Origin of the sequence: Sphingobium sp. S6 (assembly GCF_905120495.1) — a bacterium.
Taxonomy (GTDB): Bacteria; Pseudomonadota; Alphaproteobacteria; order Sphingomonadales; family Sphingomonadaceae; genus Sphingobium; species Sphingobium agri.
In genome coordinates, this window is the sequence record NZ_CAJHOG010000003.1 from 1 (window position 1) to 17651 (window position 17651).

Below are 17651 nucleotides of genomic sequence, written 5' to 3' on the forward strand. Positions count from 1 at the left end.
ACGTTGACCCTCTGGTCATTTTGGTTCGCGAGAAAACGCGTCAAACGTCCGGTGCAGCAAATGATCAAGGTACATTTTTGAGCACGGCTCATGACGGCCGCCAACGTCTGCGAGGGAGTGAACTCACCGCACTCTGAATGTCCGCTTATAGGAACGCCAATTTCGCCAGGTAAGGCAAAAAGTGGCGCATTGCAGCCGTGTGCACGGCCGCCCCTTATAAGACCCTCAGAGATCAAGTCTTAATCCCCAAAGGCACGCGATTGAGGCGGCGGGGACCCGCGTATCATTTCTGCTTTGGAAGTGTCTCTGGAATTGGTCGTGCGGCGCCTCCAGCGCCTGAGCATCCTTAAATCCCCAGAGCCTCACGTGCCCGAGGAAGCTCGTTCAGATCGGCCGTAGTCGGAAGGAGTAGCAGATCGTCGACACCAGCGTCGCGGGCGCCCGAGACGGCCGCGCGCAGATTGTCGGCGCCATGGCTGGTCGATGATGCGATGAAGCTCGCATCGACTCCATAGGGCTTCAGAAAGTCGACAAGAAACTCGCCGAGTTGCACCCTCGGATCATCACCCAATGAAAAGAACAGGCACGACGAGAAATGCGGAACATCGGTTCTGCCGGATTGCTTCCATCCCTGAACTACACGCTGGCGCTGCTCACTTACGCGCTCAGGGTCAAAATGCATGGCATGGCTTCCATCCATAACACCATTGGCCCATTTTGCCGCGCGAGCGATCGCTTTGGGACCTTCGACGCCGGCAATGAGCGGTATGCCGCCGCTTTGCACCGGCTTTGGGCCGACAGGGTAATGTTCCTCCACAGGAGGCACCTCAGCCCATATCTTCTGCATCTCTTCCACCTGCGCATCCATCCGCTGGCGTCGCTTCTCAAGGGGAGCTCCTGTTGCAAGATACTCGACGTCATGAGCGCCTATTCCCAGGCCCAGCGTAAGTCGGCCGCCACTCAGAACGTCGATTGTCGCAGCCTCTTTGGCGAACAGTGCCGCATTCCGGATGGGAAGAATGGCGATGCACGACCACAACCGAACTCGTTCCGTCATGGCTGCCGCCGCTGCAAGTTGCACGGTGAGCGCCCAAGTTGCTGGATGAACAACTCGATCAAACGTTGCCAAGCCATCCCATGGACCTTCATCAATCCCACGATACCAAGCGATTTCAGAACTGCGATCGCGTGGCGAGCAAGCGGGCATCGACATCGTTATATGCATGCGCAACACTTTCAGATGGTACGCGGCCTGTTGGTAGCCGTCCGACCAGATTTGAACATCTGCGAGAGCGCAAATGTTGAAGACGTATAACATATTTGTCAAGGAAGATGAGGGTACTAGCCTTCAGTCACTTCGATACGCACCCTTTCGTTAGCTATCAAGCCTGCGCCAGCCACTGCTCCCAGCCTGAATCGGCTGCGTATTTCTCGTCTCACACATGACTGAGGAATTTAGCCAAGGGCTGAAGAGGAACAACAGCTTCGCCTCACAGAATTATTCCTGACATCCTTGATTGAAGGCAGGGCGACGGACTAGGAAGAACCATGAACGAGATTGCAGACAACGACCTCTCTATGGACCTCGGTATTGTGCGGCCGGGTAAGTCTTCACGAGGTTCGAAGACCGTTGACATGATCCTCCGAGCGGCCGTTCACGTCTTGATCGAAGAGGGATCTGCGGCATTCACGTTGAAGCGGATTGCGGAAGAATGCAATTTACAGATCGGCAATGTGACGCGCCATTTTCCTCGCAAGGAAATGCTTGTCCAACTGCTTCTTCATGAAATCCTGGATACCGGTGAAGAGCTTCTAAAGTTCAAGGTATATGAAGCTAATATGCCAGCGGAAGAAGCGCTTGCGCTTGTGATTACGGGCACAATGGAAGGTGCGAAGACCAAAGGCACCACCCATCTGCTGACTGAACTCTGGGCCATGAGCAATCATAACGAATTCGTGGCCGAGCGAATGGAGGCGCTCTATGGATACGTCCACACATTAATCGGCTCGTTTGTGGCGCAGCTCAATCCGTCGTTGAAAGAAGATGAAGTGGAAGCCGTTTCGCTCTTTATCAATGCGGCGATGGAGGGAACGACCGTACTTGCTGGCTATGGCAAACCTTGGAGAGCGAAATTGCCTCTCATGAAGGCGATTGCGGCCCATTCCCTCATCAATATGGTGAAGACAATCACTTCAGAGGACATACAGCGGCTGCAGGCTTCTGTCCGCACGTCCAATCGGCCTCAGTGAACACAAGCCGTTCGGCGACCCGCTGCTATCCCCTTAGCTGCGATCGCTAATCCTGATATCTGCATCCAAGCCAGAGAATTGCCAGCCGCGACTGCTATTCCCCTCAGTGCTCCTATAAAGCTCAAAGCTGCGTTAGCGTTTTTGTCACCTTAGCGATCACGACCATACCGGTGGCTGCTCCGAAATCACCGAAGCGGTGCTTTTTAAAGGTTTGCCCGTCAGCTTCGCTGCGACCGGTTAGGCACATGCGCAGGTTTCGCGCGACGCCGCAATGCCGCCCCACGCCAAAACAGCTTGACAGATAGTTGAAATGATTCAACATGAGCGAATGTTGAGAAACATCAACATCGAGCATTGGTTTGGCACGGGCAAAGAATTCGCCTCGTCAGTTCCCCGCTCCGGGCCATTAAATTAGGTGATCTGGTGAACGCAGCAGTGAGATCTCATCGCCTCACGAAGGCATTCGCGATTTGAACCCACCAGTGGGCCGCTCAACGAGTTATATTTTGAGGAGTGTCTGGATGAATCTTCAACATTTACCCAATAGTGCGACTGTTGAGCAAGCGGCGGAGGTGATCCGGGAACATGGCCATGTCATCATAGACGAATTAGCCCCTAATTCCCTTATTGACCAGATTCTGGCCGATATGCGGCCCTATACCGACACGACCCCGTTCAGCGAAAATGAATGGTTCGGCAACGGTTCGCAACGTATCGGGAATCTGATAGCGCGTTCACCCGCCGGCCGTGACCTCGTCATGAATCAACTCGTGCTAGGGACCGTCAGGAATGTGCTTAACCATGCTTCCGTCGTTCAACTTGGCGCAACGGAAATGATTTCGCTGCAGCCGGGTTGCCCAGCGCAATATATTCACCAGGACGAGCTCACTTTCGACAGCTTCCCCTTCCCCGACGATTATATTGTCTCATGCAATACACTGTGGGCTCTAACCGATTTCACGGAAGAAAATGGTGCGACCCGGGTTGTTCCCGGCAGCCATGCTCGCGCCCGACAAGAGTATCAAATGGAAGACACGTTGCCGGCGGAAATGGCACGCGGGTCCGTGATGATATTCACGAGCAAATTATGGCATGCTGGCGGGAGCAACCGGTCAACCGAGGTTCGTCGTGCTCAGTCAATCAACTATTGCGTTGGTTGGGTCCGGCAGGAAGAAAATCAATTCTTAGCCTGTCCCCAGGACGTCGCCCGAACGCTGCCGGATGATCTGCTCAGACTGATGGGATATCAGATTGGCTTTGGATATGGGCATGCCGGTGCGCAGAAAGATCCGCTAGAAGCGTTGAAGCAGGTTTGAGCTAAGTAGGGCGGCTGTTTACGACGCCCAGCCGTGCGTGTGACCGGCATCATAGCAAGTGCTTATAAGGTCAGCAGTATAGCGCAGCATTTCGGCGCCTGATCGAACCTAATTCATAAATTTGGCAAGCTAGCTCGTGGCTCAGAAAAGCACTTGACTCGAAGTTGAATAATATCAACATTGCCGATTGTTGAGACTCATCAACAAAATAAAAGCGACTGAGCCGTTGGTGAAACATCATCGAGCAAGCTGTTTGAGGGGAAGAAAATGAGCCGAAAGATCAGGAACCAGATGCGTCCGAAGCTCCTTTGCGCAACCGCCATTCTAATTCCTTTTTGGAGCGTTGAAGCTTCAGCTCAAGGCGCGTACGCCGAGCAGGGCCAAGAGATTGTCGTGACCGCGCAACGCCGCGAAGAGCGGGCACAAGACGTACCCATCTCTCTGACTGCCTTTTCACCGCAGCGCCTGCAGCAGCAGAACATCACCCAGGCACAAGACCTGCAAGCGTCGGTTCCATCTCTGGTCGTGGGCAATAATGGCGCGTCCAATCGCGAAGCGCAGGTTTTCACAATCCGCGGTCAAGGTTCGACATACCAGGCCTCGCCTGGCGTCGTGGTCTATCTTAACGAGGTTCCGCTGCCAGCGGCGATTTCAGCCAATCAGCAAGGCGGACCTGGCAACTTTGTAGATCTTGAAAATCTGCAAGTCCTAAATGGTCCGCAGGGAACCCTGTTTGGCCGCAACACTACTGGCGGTGCCGTGCTCCTCGTGCCGCACAAGCCTACGAATGAATTTGAAGGCTATATCGACGCCAAGATCGGCAACTATGACAACCGTCAGTTTGAAGGCGCGGTGAACATCCCTATCGTCGATGACAAAGTTTTGCTCCGCGTTGCAGGAGCCTATCAGGACCGTGATGGATATACTCGCGATGTCGCTTGGGACAAGGATAGAGACAACCTGAATTGGTATTCGGGCCGCATAGGATTAACACTTCGTCCTAACGAACAGTTTGAAAACTATACGATGCTATATGGTTCAAAGTCGAAGAATAATGGCACCGGCCTCATTCATCGCGGATTTAACATTGAGGGGCTGACGGCTTTCGGCCTTTGCTACGAAGGGCCTACGGTTCCGGGCGTGATTGCCTCTTGCGATGTATATCGTGCCGCTACGGCCAATGCAGAAGCATTAGGCCCCCGTCGGACGGCGTTCAGTAATGACGCATTCTCCCGCACCAGAACATGGGGCGCCACTAATACGACCACCTTCAACGTCAGTGACGAGCTCACCCTGCGTAATATCGCCAGCTACCAGCAATATCGCACCATCTATGGCTCGGACCCAGACGCTACCGTGCTTCAGGCTGAAGATGACAACACTGCCAGGCTTCCCGCACCTGGCCAGGTGACACTGCCCGGAGACGGTACACCGCTCTTTTACGCGAATACTGCCGATGTTCGCCCGCTGGATGATTTCAGGCAGATCACAGAAGAAATCCAGCTGCAAGGGAGCTTTTTGGACAAGCGTCTTGAAGTTACGGTAGGTGCCTTCTTCTTCGATCAGCGACCAATCAGCTCGCAGGAAGTCAGTTATATCGGCTTTTGTCCGGCCGTCTTCACCGGCTTTTGTCCCGCCAGTGTCCAGGGATATTCCGTAAAGAACAACTCAAAGGCCATTTATGCGCAAGCGACCTTAAACCTAGGTGTGCTGACACCGGCGCTGGATCGTCTGAGGCTGACTGGAGGCATCCGTAACACATGGGACAAGGTCACGGGTGCCGCATATGCCTATGGTCCGAGTTCCGACCCCGCAGATCTGCCCGGTACGATCCGATGCACCCTTAAACCGGCTATCGCTGTGACCAATCCGGCCCAAGACTGTGCGTTCAGCGCTACGCTAAAGACTAGTAAACCCACATGGACGATCGGTGCTGATTATCGCTTGTCGTCCGAAATCATGATGTATGCAAAGGTCAGCCATGGCTACAAGGCAGGTGGATTTAACAGTAACGCAGTATTTTCGAACACTGCGACCTTCTCTCCAGAAACAGTCACTTCTTACGAAGGCGGTTTCAAGTCGGATATTAAGTTGGCAGGGATTCCTACCCGGCTCAATGCGGCCTATTATTATCTCAATTATTCTAACATCCAGCGTGCAGGCGGCGACTTCAATCCCGCGACAAATGGCATAGGCGCCAGGGTTATCGGGGCGAAAGCCAGGATACAAGGCGTGGAAGTGGAAGCGTCGATCCGCCCGATCAGGGGGGTCGAGGTCGGCGGCACGTTCAGCTATACCGACGCCAAGTACAAGGAGTATGAATTCACGGCAAACGTCGCGACGGCTGATTGTAGCGGCGGCATAATCCAGCCCGGCGAAACCGCGAGCCTGAAATGCTTACCCTTCCAGTTCGTGGCGCCTTACATCTATAGTTTCCATGTATCTGCCGAGCAGCCGCTCAATGGTAATCTTGGAACGCTGGCCTTGTTCCTGAACTATTCGCACACCTCCGCACAGCATACGTCTACGGCTTTGGTCCTGCCCGGCCAGCCTGATGCCGTGCTGGAGCCCTATGGCATACTCAATTTGTCGGTGGATTGGCGAAAAGTTGGGGGCAGCGGGCTCGATCTCGGCCTTTATGCGACCAATCTTACGAACAAGCTCTATCGGGTGGGGAACAGCAATCTTCACGAGACACTGCTTTTCTCAAACTCTTTGTTCGGGGAACCGAGAATGTACGGGGTGCGAGCACGTTACGCATTCTGATCAATGGAATCGGTTATGTGGCCGCGACCGGATGGTCTTCGAAGATCGGAGCAGGAAACCGGGCGCGGACCACCACATGACCAGGATGGTGAGACTAACATCGGCCAGGACGCAGGAGGGGCGTGCTTTCAGTAATGCGGACATCGCATTCGGAAACGAGGTTTAGGATGAAAATCGGTGTAAGCGGTGCCAGCGGGCATCTTGGCAGAACTGTCCTGGAGCAGCTGATGGAGTTGTCGGGCGACCATGAGATAGTCGCGATATCTCGTTCTCCGGAGACCGTCGAACATGGACTTGAGGCGCGGCTTGGGGACTATGATGCTCCGGATCGCCTGAAAGAAGCCTATACTGGTCTCGATCGCTTGCTCATCATCCCGACGCTTGATGTCTCTTACGGCGCTCGAGCCCGGCATCTGCGTCAGGCGATCGATGCGGCATGCGCAGCTGAAGTCGGGTACGTCGTCCTAATTTCCGATGTCGGAACGCGCAAGGAAGCTGAACCTCATTTTGGCGCTGCTAGCTGGGTGGGAGAGCAGCATCTTATGAAGCGTGCGGCGGTCTGGACGATCCTCCGTGCCGGCTATTTCATGGAATCCTTCGCACAAGAGGTGCTGAAGTGGCAGACTATCGGGCGCTTGGCGGAGCTAAGTGAAAATCGGATCGGATTTGTTAGTCGCGACGACGTGGCGGCATCGGCAGCGGCCATCCTGGTTGGGGAGGGGCATTCAGGAGCCATCTATAACGCCACCGGCCCTGAGTCGCTTTCGGTGGCCGACCGCGCTGCCCTCGTATCCAGGATAACAGGAAAAAGGGTCGAAATTGTAGAAACCTCTGTCGAGGATATTAGGCAAGAGCTTGAGTTGGCTGGGTATCCGCCTGAGTATATTGGCCTTGTTCTCGACATAAAGGTGAAGACTGCAGAATCCGGATATGACATCGTGACTGGTGATGTGGAAATGTTGACTGGTCACCCCCCAAAGTGCCTGAGCGAAGTATTAACAAGTCATGTCGCGGATATGACTGTTTGAGCCGCATTTTCGGACAGTAACTGCTCGGAATGTTCAGAAATTCAGTGTCCGCTGGAGACGAAATATGAATATCGGCACGACCTCCCCCAATTCTGCTCCTGTGACGGAGATACCAGGAGCGGGCCTGAGCACCTTGTCGCCCAGTGCGACAGTAGATGATATCGAGAATGTCACCGACCGGGATGGCGCGGTCGTGGTGCAGCAGGTGCTCTCGCCTGACCTGCTCGCTCGGATCATTGCCGATCTTGAGCCGCACCTAGCCGGTATTAACCCCGCAACCGACTATGATGGGGATGCCTATGGCGCGTTCCTGCCCAATACCAAGAGGCTGGAAGGCCTTGTCGAGAAGAGCGACGCTGTGGTCGAAGCCATCCTCGATGAAAGATATCTCGCCTGGGCTGAAAGGAGCCTACCGTGGTGTGGTGAAATCCAACTCAACGCGGCGCAACTGATCGAGATCGGCCCTGGCGAGGCTGCGCAGGTCTTGCACCGTGATGAGGGCACATGGCCCGAGCTGGCGGGCGGTGATCAACAGCTGGTGGTCAATTGCCTGTTGGCGCTTTCCGATTTCACTGAAGAAGTCGGCGCAACGAGGGTGGTTGTTGGAAGTCATAAGGATCTGTCGATCGATCCCTATGCTCTTGATCCTGCAACTGCCTCCGTTCCTGCGCTGATGAAGGCGGGTGACGCCTTATATTTTACCGGCAAGACGATCCATGGCGGAGGCGCGAACCAGACGGACGACTTCTATCGGCGTGCGATTGCCATCTCCTTCACGCTTGGATGGTTGAAGCCGGAAGAGGCGCACACATTGTCGGTTACGCCGGAGCGGCTGCATAAGCTTCCGCGGCGTATCCGGGAGCTCTGCAGCTTCGCTGGCTACCACGTGTATGGTGTGGACATGCCGGTGTTCAGTCACCGGCTACAGATGCGGGATCCATATACCGTACTCTTTGGAGAACAGCGTTTCGAATATCAAAAGCGGCGACAGTGAGGCCCGGACTAAAAGCAGGTACCGGAAGGCGAATGACGCTTGAAGATTTGCGTACCAGGACTGGGCTGTCTCTCTCCTGCCCAGTCAAACTAACAGGGGTGGTCCTTGGCCGCCCCTGTCCTTTCCTCCACCAAGGCTGGCAACGGCAGTGGGGAAGGGAAACATTACCGACGTTGGAGGAATGACACATGGCTGTTGGAAACACACTGTCGATAGACGACTATCAAACCGGCAAGAAGGATGCTGCGGTGGTGGTTCCGCTGGATTTCAAGGAGCCTCTCCCGCAGCCTACACCGGACTTAGATACTGCGAAGGCTGACCTCGCGCGGGCAGGATACGCGATCCTGACTGGATCGGTTCTTCCAGACAAGGTCGAGCTCGCCCGGCAGGTGCTGGCTACCGAAATCGCGAAAGAGGAAGCGGCGGACATAAACCGCGTCAGTCAGTTCTTTGTCGATCCGGACGCCAAGAACCGGCGCCTGGACCGCTTGCCGGACCGCCATCCGGTGTTCCTGGAGCTTCTGGAGCAGCCGGTGCTGCTGGATCTGGTCAAGCATATTCTTGGTCCTACTGTACTCAACGAGAGCTATCTCGTCCAAAGCCTTGATGCCAATGTCACGCACCCAGGTAGCGGCGCACAATTCATCCATCTCGATGCCGCACGGGATACCCGAGATCAGGCTGTTCCATATCAAGCACGGTTCATCTGGTGCCTTGATCCGTTCGACGAGGAAAATGGTGCAACCCGGGTAGTCCCGGGCAGCCACCGCTGGAACGATCGGATAGATATGTCGGGGGCGACATTCTACGAATCTGTCCCAGCGGTCGCGCCGGCAGGATCGCTGCTCATTTACACCGACATGCTGCTTCACGGGACGGGCGCGAATGTTTCGAGGGACCGGCAGCGGGCATCGATCAACTTCGGCTACTGCCCGCCATGGTGTCGGCCTTTGATCAACTTCCCGCTGGTGCTTGATCCCCACACTGTGGAAGGTTCGTCTTCTACGATCCGCCAATTGCTCGGCTATGGGTCCGTAGTGAACGGATTTGACTCACCCTGGAATTCGGCTCCGGAACGGCTGCGATCGCTGACCGTCCCACCCACTATCGAATATTGATCGATCCGCGCCTTCGACGGATTGGTTCAAGATCGGGGCGGGTGAAGATGTTCCCGGCATGCCGCCCCGATGCTCCTCTCCACTTGGGCACCTCAAACGACCTAATGAATGGCGTGTTCGGGATACAGCACATGCATACCGCATTTTCCTTGAGAGGCTCAGCGTTCGAGATCGAGCTCAACGGGCAACCTGCTGATCGAGAGGCGCTGCTGGATTGGCGATCTGGTGACAGGCTGGGCGTGATTCTTGATTCGCCTCTCTGCGCATTGGGCGCCAGCATGCTCATGCAACTCGTGACCACCGCTTACTATGACCTGCGCCCTGGCCGGCGAGAGGCACCTCATTATGCCGAAATCTACCTGTTTCACGTGGGTGGACGCTATGGGGATTTTTCAAGCTTCGATATAGTGCCCCGCCGCGAAGTCTTCCTTCCAGCTGACGCATCTGCCTTGCTGGAGGCGATCAACGACCGCGCTATTACGCACCTCGCGGTCCCGGACGGGCCTAGTCGGCCGCTTGCTTTTCCGTGGACGGAGGCAGATGCCGCACGTGATCGCATCCGGCACTGCTTTGCCTATTCTGCGGATGGGCGGGCCAACAAAGCGGATGTGACGATTTCTTCCCAGGACGCTGAACTGCACCACGATGTGGAACTGGCGCTGGAAACGGTCAGGCTGGCTGAGAATATCGAACGTTATATGGATGCAGGCGACGCCGACGTTCAGCTTTATTCGACCAGGCTAGCGCAGCGCGTTCGAAGACGATTGGAAGAGGTAAGCCAGAATGACAAAATGACTGCCAGAGCGCGGTATATGTCGATGTTTCAAGGGGGTGTCTTCCGTCAAACGTTTCGGACGATCAGTGTCAATGAGGCACTGGATAGACTGTAGAACGCGCTCTGAAGGATTTCATAAAATCATTGATGATGATCGTTCTACCGGAAATTATCTCGTGATTTCAACAGCACATATGCTGAACTATAGTCTGTGATTCAAATAACAACTTACCCATATTGGAGATAATAATGGCCCGCACAAAATTCCACCTCGGCTATTTCACCAAGTTCGGTCCAACCTCCTGGCCAGGCGATGGCAAGGAGTTTGGCTCACAATGGGTGGATGGCTCCTACCATAAGGAGCTGGCCAGGATGTTGGAGGCCGCGAAGTTCGACTTCGTCTTCTTCGAAGACAGCCTTATCGTGGGCGATCGTTACGGTGGCTCCATGGAACTCGACCTCAAAAATGCGACGCTCTCGCCCAAGCTCGATCCGATGCCCCTGTTGCCGCTCATGGCGCAGGAAACCACCCACATCGGCCTGATCGCGACGGCTTCGACCACCTTCTATCCTCCCTATATTCTCGCCCGACTGCTTTCAACGATCGACTCGCTAACGGGGGGTCGGGCTGGATGGAACATGGTGACGTCGAGTGAGAAGAACGCAGCGATGAACTTCGGCATGGATAAGCTGCTGCCGCCGAACGAACGGTACGACATTGCCGATGAGTTCGTCGAACTCGTAAAGAAACTTTGGGATTCTTGGGAAGAGGGCGCGCTGGTCGAGAATACGGAAACGGGTGTCTATGTCGATCACACCAAGGTCCACACTATCAATTTCGAGGGCAAACATTTCCGTTCGCGCGGTCCGCTGAACACGCTGCGTTCTCCCCAAGGCTATCCGGTTCTGGCGCAGGCTGGCGCATCCGAGCGTGGCCGCCAATTTTCATCCAAAAATGCCGAAGTCGTGCTGGGTATGATGACTGGTGGCGTGCCGGGGATGAAAGCCTATCGTCAGGACATCCGTGACCGCGCTGAACAGCAGGGGCGCAATCCGGACGACATCAAGGTGTTCTTCCTGACGCCGGTTAACATCTATCCCGAAGGCGGAGAACCGCCCGAAATGACAGAAGCTGAGAAGCAGGCTTCGTTTGAGCATAACATCGTCATGGCGTCCTCTTCGCTCGACGTCGACTTCTCGCAATATGACCTCGACGTCCCCGTGCCGCAGGACATTGTCGCAGGCGGCCACACCAGCGCGCTTGACTTCATGAAGCGGGCAGGTCGCGAGGAGGGCAAATCGATCCGCGACCTGTTCTCCGTAGGCAAGGGTGCCAGCGGCATGGACTTCAGCGGCACGGTCGAGCAGGTCGCCGAGAAGATGATGGCAGTGATGGATGAAGTTGGTGGCGATGGATTCCTGATCGAGGGAACGGGCTACAATCGCCAATTGGCCGACCTAGTTAACGGCGTCATACCCACTCTCCAGCAGGCAGGCGCCGTCCGCACAGAATATGAGGGGACCACGCTGCGGGAAATCCTGCGCGAGTTCTAAGAAATATCGGAGCGGTGCCTTTTGACAAAATTCGGTTCTTCGCCAAAATGTAAACCGGAACCGCTGCCTTAGACCTAGCCTAATGGGTGGAAGCACGCCAAGCCTAAACTGCCTTGGCGTGCTTCAGCTACGTTTCGTGAATTTGCATACGAGAGCAGCATATAGGATAGGCGGGCACATGAGGTAAGATCCACTTCGCCTGCGGATAGCTTTCTATCTACAAAGGTAGTTCTGCCTTAGTGCTATGGTCCGTTCGACATGTTGGCTACAGATGATATCGGCGCCGAAAGCGGGGAATGTCCGCTTGTTGGGATCTGCGCTCCGAAGGGGGCTGTCCCGAAAGTTCAAGCACAGTCATTATTTGACTGGCCGTTTTCGATTACAGGGAAATCGCAGTCGAACGGCAAAAAGTGGCGCGTTGCAGCCGCAAACTAGGTCCTGGCTCCTCGCATCGGCGAGGAGCCAGGCAACCTCAGATTTCCGTGCCCTCCGCCAATGTCAGTGCGTCTTCCACATCCACCCCAAGATATCTGACCGTGCTTTCAATCTTTGTGTGCCCCAGCAGTATCTAGACCGCACGAAGATTTCCCGTCGCCTTGTAGATGATCGATGCCTTGGTCCGCCGCAGCGAATGGGTACCATAATCTTCACTGGGCAGGCCAATTCCTGTATCCGTAGCATGCCTCGCTTCTGCTCTACTAGGCCGTTTTCCAGAAGCCGCCTCAGCACCCGATTGATGTGAACATTTGTTATTCCGGTGGCGTCCGCCAGGTCCTGCTGGGTTAGCGGTAATTCGAAGGAATCGCCTTCAGCCAGGCCGACGATTTGCAGCCTCTGATGCAACTCACATAGAAGGTGCGCGACGGCAGCATAGGCCTCCTTTCGACCTACATTCACTAGCCACTGCCGCAAGATCGCCTCATCAACTAACGTGGCTTCCAAATGCGCGGGTAAGTGCTGGTGTCGAGCGAGTGATCGCATCAATGGCAGCCTTTCTTACGTAACCCACCTCGCAATCAGTTATGGCCGTAATGCTTCGCGCAGGCCGGTCGGGGCTTTCGGAACGGTCATGAAGCTGACGCTGTTTACGGATTGTTCAATGCGCGTGCTGCTCTATCTCGCCGCACGGCCTGATCACCTGTAGTCCATCACGGAGTCGCCAAGGCCTATCGCATCTCGCAGAATCACCTTATGAAGGTCGTGAATGATCTGGCGCGGTCGCGATATATTGAAAACGTCCGCGGACGTGGCGGCGGTATCCGTCTTGGCAGGGCTCCTGAGGAGATCAACATCGGCACGCTTGTCCGCCATACCGAGGGTGGATTTGATCTCGTCGGTTGCGCAAGCTGTGTGATCGCGCCTGCGTGCAGCCTGACTAGTGTGCTGAAGGAAGCTCTCTGCGCGTTCCTTGCCGTGCTGGATCGCTACTCGCTCGCGGACCTCATGGACAAACGGCAGGATATGGGGCTCTTGTTGGCCGAAACAGCCTTCAGCCAGAAGCCGGCTGATGATGTACGAGCATGAGCATCCAGCTCCACCCGACTTTACGTGCAAGGCCAGATCGATGCATCTATCGTCCGGCTAACGTGTCCCGCCATGCGGCTATATTCAAATGATTGGCTCGGCTTATACAATGGAGAAGCATCCTCTCCTCCCGGGTAAACGATTGACGAACCGTCTTTCGAGAGCAGAATTCATCAAACTGGCACAGCTGTAGTTCAAGATATTTGACACGGGGATGAACTCTCATCTCCGACCCTTTTCCTGAAGCGCAGCGATCATTGCCGCCAATTCGTCCTGGGCCCGCTCCCGAAGCATGGGGTCAATCGCGTTCAGGTCGCCGCGCAACCATTGCGGAATCCGCCGTCCCATGTCGCGGACGGCGACGTTGGCGAGTATGCGCACATTTTCTGTCATGCTTTCCTCGCACACATTCTTGCCCGTTTTCCTGATCGATCCTTTGGTTCACGATGAAGAGCCCTCGGCGGCTCAAGTCTTTACCAATCCGGTCCACCGCGTGTTCCCCCTCAAGCTGCACGCAGATGAAGGATGATCTATAATTTATCTATCACATAGCATATATGCTGTGAAAGATTGCAATTTGATGTTTAATATATCATTGAGTACCCTATGATCACGTCTCAGCAAATGCGGGCTGCGCGAGCGTTGCTCGGCATCGATCAACGCCAACTCGCCGCCTTGGCGGGTGTCTCCCTGCCGACGATCCAGCGGATGGAAGCGTCCGACGGGCAGGTACGAAGCGTGGTCGATACCTTGGTTAAGGTGATCAACGCGATTGAGTCCGCAGGGATCGAGATCATAGGAGAGAATGCGCCGAGCAGCGGCGCAGGGCGCGGCGTGCGCCTCAAGGACACCCTTGGTGGCGGACAAAGCAGGCGCATACCATCGGTCTTGTTCGATCAATCGGCGCAAGACGATGAATGCTGACGGGCGCCTGATCGCTTTCACACCGAAGCTGATCACGGTCTTGCAAGAGGGCTATTCGGTCGACCGACTGCGCCGCGACTGCGTTGCCGGCCTTACCGTTGCGATAGTCGCCCTCCCCCTGGCCATGGCGCTGGCGATCGCCAGTGGCGCATCGCCCGACAAGGGGCTCGTCACGGCTGTTATTGCCGGCTTCCTGATCTCGGCGCTGGGTGGCTCGCGGGTTCAGGTCGGAGGACCAACCGGCGCCTTCGTCGTTGTCGTTTTCGGCGTCATCGCGCAGCATGGCTATGATGGCCTGCTGCTTGCGACACTGATGGCGGGGGTGATGCTCATCATCGTCGGCTATTCCGGCCTGGGCAGCCTCGTGCGCTTCATTCCGCAGCCGGTGGTCACGGGCTTCACCGCTGGCATCGCGGTTATTATCGCGTCGAGCCAAGTGAAGGATTTTCTTGGCCTGCCGATGGAAAGCGTTCCCGCCGATTTCCTGCGGAAATGGGGAACCTATTTTGCCGAGCTGGACAGCATCCGACTCGTCACCCTGACGATAGGTGCGGGGTCGCTGGCGCTGATCATAGCCCTCCGCAAATGGGCGCCACGCTTACCCGGATTCCTGATCGCCGTCATATTGTCCGCGGCGGCCGTGGCGCTTCTTCATCTTCCGGTCGAGACGATCGGGTCGCGCTTTCCGGACCTGCCGACCGGGCTCCCCGCCCCTGCGTTTCCAAACTTTTCCCTTGCCAAGCTTCAGGCGGTTATACCGTCGGCTTTCACCATCGCCTTTCTCGCCGGGATCGAGGCACTCCTCTCGGCGGTCGTTGCCGATGGCATGATCGGCTCACGACATCGATCCAATCAGGAGTTGGTGGGTCAGGGCGTGGCGAACATCGCCTCGGCACTGTTTGGCGGCTTGCCCGCGACGGGCGCCATCGCTCGCACTGCGACCAACATCAAGGCCGGCGCGATCACGCCCATTGCCGGCATGATGCATGCGCTGTTCCTGCTCCTGTTCATCCTGTTCGCTTCGGATCTCATGGCCTATGTGCCCTTGGCGGCGCTCGCGGCCATATTGTTCATGGTCGCCTGGGGCATGAGCGAACATCATCGCTTCATACAGTTGCTGCGCATGCCCAATGGCGACCGCACCCTCCTCCTGCTGACTTTCGGCCTCACGGTGCTCGTCGATCTCACGGTCGCGATCGGGGTCGGCGTGACGCTCGCTTCGCTCCTCTTCATGATGCGCATGAGCCGAACGGTGGAGATTGCAAACGACAGCAGCGAATTTGCACTGCCGTCAGAGGAGGAAGGGGAGGACATCCATCAGCGTGACGCACTTCCGCCAGGCGTCGAAGTCTTCCGTATCGATGGCCCTCTCTTCTTCGGCGTTGCAAATGAATTGCTCGATACGCTGCGGCGCCTCGGGCCGCCGCCGAAGATCATCATTCTTCGCATGCGGCGTGTGCCGCTGCTCGATGCCAGCGGCGTGACAACGATCGAGGAAATCGTGCGGCAAGCCGCGTCAGCCGGCACACAGATCATCGTCTCAGGCATCCAGCCGCAGCCCATGGCAATGCTCCAGCGGGTTTCATTGGGGCCAGCGGACCGGCATATGATCTTCAGTGATGATTTTTCCGACGCCATACGCGTTGCAAGGGCAATCGCCGCTGCACCCGCGACGGCAGCCGAACGGCTCAACTGATCAGCAACAGATGGAACCCGAAATGAACGATGCGAATGATGATTATGTCTATGACGAAGCTTCAGGTGAGTGGATCTCCACAGAAGCGGCCGCGGCGATGGCATCGGAGGCTGACCGGGTCGAAGTACGCGATGCCGCCGGCAACCTCCTGGCGGACGGCGACAGCGTCATCACGATCAAGGATCTGAAGGTCAAGGGCGCTGGGCAGACGCTGCGCAAGGGGACCGTGATCAAATCGATCCGGCTCACTGGCGACCCGCAGGAAATTGACTGCCGCTATGAAGGTATCAAAGGACTCGTGCTCAGGGCCGAGTTCGTTCGCAAGCACTGATCGAGGCCAGTTGCTGCGCCGTCGCGTGAGATTTTCGGCGGGGTACGGGCGGCAGGGATAGTCGTGGTCTGCGTTGAATGACAGTTTCCGGGAACACTGACCAACCTCGTGAGCGGCAAAAAGTGGCGCATTGCTGTCACCACAATTTTTCGAATGTAGGCGCTGTGAACGTCGGCTTACCCTGATTTCTGATCCTGAAGCCGACATTCGCGAAAGTCCCACGATGCGACATTCGACTGCCGGCAGGCGCCGACCCTTTGTTGTCGTTCAGACGACAAATCCCGATGTGCAGCTGCAGACAGTCCGGTTTGGGCAGTTCGCGACTAACTTCGGTCGTTCGGCAACTCTGCTACCAACCGCTGCTTCAGCCGAAAGCGGGTACTAGCCTCATGAGCGGAGGACCGCACAAGCTTATAGATCCGCCAATCGGCTCTCGGCATTAGAAGTTCGGTGCTAGCCTAAAGTCGGCTGATAGCATCGACAATGTTGCGGAACGGCACGGGCTTCTGCAGCCGTGAGACGTTCTCGAGGTCGGCTACAATAACGTCAGGATCGTATCCGCTCAGGAAGACGAACGGGACGCCGCGCGCCTTTAGTAAGTGGGCAATTTCGAAGCGTGGGCCGCCCCCACCGAGATTGAAATCCAGCACGGCATGGGTGGGGGCTTCATCTTCGAGCAGGTCGCGAGTGGCATCCTCGCTCGGGCATCTTTGCGGGCGGAATGCGCCATACGGACTTCACCGCGTCGATCTCTGCCCATTCCGCTTTTCGGAGCTCACCCGGCCGAACAAAAAGATGCGCCGACAACTACAGGGCCCAGCGCGTCAGCGGCTGCCCCTCATATCCATCTACGGCACGTAGCATCTCGCCCGCCCGTTCGGGATCGAGAATGGCCGCGTGATGCTTGACCTTGGGTATCGTCAGCGCGCCACGAAGATCGCGCGTGGGATCACCGGGCGCCAATTGAGATGCACTGCGTAACGAAATACCTGCCCGATAAAGTTCAGCGCACGTTTCGCGCTCTCATGCCGCCCCTTCTTCTCAATTGGCCGCAAGGCCAGCAGCACCTCCATCGGCTGGATTTCAGAGACGGGCCGCTTCCCCAGAACAGGAAAGACGAGCTTGAGGAACCAGCGCCTCTTTTTGATCGTCGCTTCCGCTAGCCCTTCGCGCTCCTGCTTTTCCATAAACATTTCGGCCACCTTGGAAAAGCTGTTCTCCGCGCTGATCCTGGCAGCCGCCTTCGCCTTCTGTTTTTCGAGAGCGGGGTCCAAGCCAGCAGCATGGACCTCCCGCGCCTCGTCCCGCAAGATGCGGCTCTCTTGAGAGACACATCCGGATAGGCGCCAAGGGAGAGTAACGTTTCGACCTTCTT

The 17651-nt window shown here is 56.2% G+C and carries 16 protein-coding genes and 2 pseudogenes; 12 read left to right on the forward strand and 6 right to left on the reverse strand.

The annotated features are described in order from the left end of the window. Positions 1–346 precede the first annotated feature (346 nt). On the reverse strand, positions 347–1318 hold the full coding sequence (locus SPHS8_RS10725) for an LLM class flavin-dependent oxidoreductase (protein WP_201515526.1): 972 nt from the start codon (positions 1316–1318) through the stop codon (positions 347–349). Between the two features lie 230 nt (positions 1319–1548). Between SPHS8_RS10725 and SPHS8_RS10730 the strand changes: the two genes are divergently transcribed. After that, complete coding sequence (locus SPHS8_RS10730) at positions 1549–2250, forward strand: TetR/AcrR family transcriptional regulator (RefSeq protein WP_236575094.1); 702 nt, start codon at positions 1549–1551, stop codon at positions 2248–2250. Positions 2251–2371: 121 nt separating this feature from the next. On the opposite strand, the gene SPHS8_RS10735 is transcribed toward SPHS8_RS10730, so the two are convergent. Then, positions 2372–2605, reverse strand: a complete 234-nt coding sequence (locus SPHS8_RS10735; RefSeq protein ID WP_201515527.1) for a hypothetical protein — start codon at positions 2603–2605, stop codon at positions 2372–2374. A gap of 166 nt (positions 2606–2771) precedes the next feature. On the opposite strand from SPHS8_RS10735, the gene SPHS8_RS10740 reads away from it, so the two are divergent. From SPHS8_RS10740 to SPHS8_RS10770, 7 genes are all read left to right on the forward strand, one after another. After that, entirely contained in the window at positions 2772–3566 is a 795-nt protein-coding gene (locus tag SPHS8_RS10740; RefSeq protein WP_201515528.1) for a phytanoyl-CoA dioxygenase family protein, read from the forward strand. A gap of 267 nt (positions 3567–3833) precedes the next feature. After that, positions 3834–6332, forward strand: a complete 2499-nt coding sequence (locus SPHS8_RS10745) for a TonB-dependent receptor (RefSeq protein ID WP_201515529.1) — start codon at positions 3834–3836, stop codon at positions 6330–6332. A gap of 167 nt (positions 6333–6499) precedes the next feature. After that, positions 6500–7360 (forward strand): NAD(P)H-binding protein, encoded by an 861-nt coding sequence (locus tag SPHS8_RS10750; protein ID WP_201515530.1) that lies wholly within the window; start codon positions 6500–6502, stop codon positions 7358–7360. Between the two features lie 64 nt (positions 7361–7424). After that, on the forward strand, positions 7425–8354 hold the full coding sequence (locus tag SPHS8_RS10755) for a phytanoyl-CoA dioxygenase family protein (protein ID WP_201515531.1): 930 nt from the start codon (positions 7425–7427) through the stop codon (positions 8352–8354). A 188-nt stretch (positions 8355–8542) separates the two neighbouring features. After that, positions 8543–9472: a phytanoyl-CoA dioxygenase family protein gene (locus SPHS8_RS10760; protein ID WP_201515532.1), complete on the forward strand. Its 930-nt coding sequence runs from the start codon at positions 8543–8545 to the stop codon at positions 9470–9472. 131 nt (positions 9473–9603) lie between these two features. Continuing rightward, positions 9604–10362 (forward strand): hypothetical protein, encoded by a 759-nt coding sequence (locus tag SPHS8_RS10765; RefSeq protein ID WP_201515533.1) that lies wholly within the window; start codon positions 9604–9606, stop codon positions 10360–10362. Between the two features lie 134 nt (positions 10363–10496). Further along, positions 10497–11801, forward strand: coding sequence for an NtaA/DmoA family FMN-dependent monooxygenase (locus tag SPHS8_RS10770; protein WP_201515534.1), 1305 nt, complete (start codon positions 10497–10499; stop codon positions 11799–11801). Positions 11802–12273: 472 nt separating this feature from the next. Here SPHS8_RS10770 and SPHS8_RS20420 read toward each other — a convergent pair. Next, positions 12274–12471, reverse strand: a pseudogene (locus SPHS8_RS20420) (tyrosine-type recombinase/integrase); the annotation flags it as partial. Between the two features lie 41 nt (positions 12472–12512). After that, a pseudogene (locus SPHS8_RS20655) lies at positions 12513–12782 on the reverse strand (helix-turn-helix domain-containing protein); the annotation flags it as partial. A 210-nt stretch (positions 12783–12992) separates the two neighbouring features. Here SPHS8_RS20655 and SPHS8_RS10780 point away from each other — a divergent pair. Further along, a complete protein-coding gene (locus tag SPHS8_RS10780; RefSeq protein ID WP_443020028.1) occupies positions 12993–13325 on the forward strand; it encodes an Rrf2 family transcriptional regulator in 333 nt (110 codons plus the stop codon). Positions 13326–13547: 222 nt separating this feature from the next. Here the strand turns inward: SPHS8_RS10780 and SPHS8_RS10785 are convergent, their stop codons facing one another. Then, entirely contained in the window at positions 13548–13718 is a 171-nt protein-coding gene (locus SPHS8_RS10785; RefSeq protein ID WP_201515536.1) for a hypothetical protein, read from the reverse strand. Positions 13719–13931: 213 nt separating this feature from the next. Between SPHS8_RS10785 and SPHS8_RS10790 the strand changes: the two genes are divergently transcribed. The 3 genes from SPHS8_RS10790 to SPHS8_RS10800 are packed head-to-tail and all read left to right on the forward strand — an operon-like array spanning position 13932 to position 16276. Beyond that, positions 13932–14249: a helix-turn-helix domain-containing protein gene (locus SPHS8_RS10790; protein ID WP_022682345.1), complete on the forward strand. Its 318-nt coding sequence runs from the start codon at positions 13932–13934 to the stop codon at positions 14247–14249. Further along, positions 14239–15945 (forward strand): SulP family inorganic anion transporter, encoded by a 1707-nt coding sequence (locus tag SPHS8_RS10795; protein ID WP_201515537.1) that lies wholly within the window; start codon positions 14239–14241, stop codon positions 15943–15945. Before SPHS8_RS10790 ends, SPHS8_RS10795 begins: the two co-directional genes overlap by 11 nt. Positions 15946–15967: 22 nt before the next feature. After that, positions 15968–16276 (forward strand): zinc ribbon domain-containing protein YjdM, encoded by a 309-nt coding sequence (locus SPHS8_RS10800; protein ID WP_201515538.1) that lies wholly within the window; start codon positions 15968–15970, stop codon positions 16274–16276. Between the two features lie 920 nt (positions 16277–17196). Here the strand turns inward: SPHS8_RS10800 and SPHS8_RS10805 are convergent. After that, positions 17197–17586, reverse strand: a complete 390-nt coding sequence (locus tag SPHS8_RS10805) for a tyrosine-type recombinase/integrase (protein ID WP_201515539.1) — start codon at positions 17584–17586, stop codon at positions 17197–17199. Between the last annotated feature and the right edge of the window lie 65 nt (positions 17587–17651).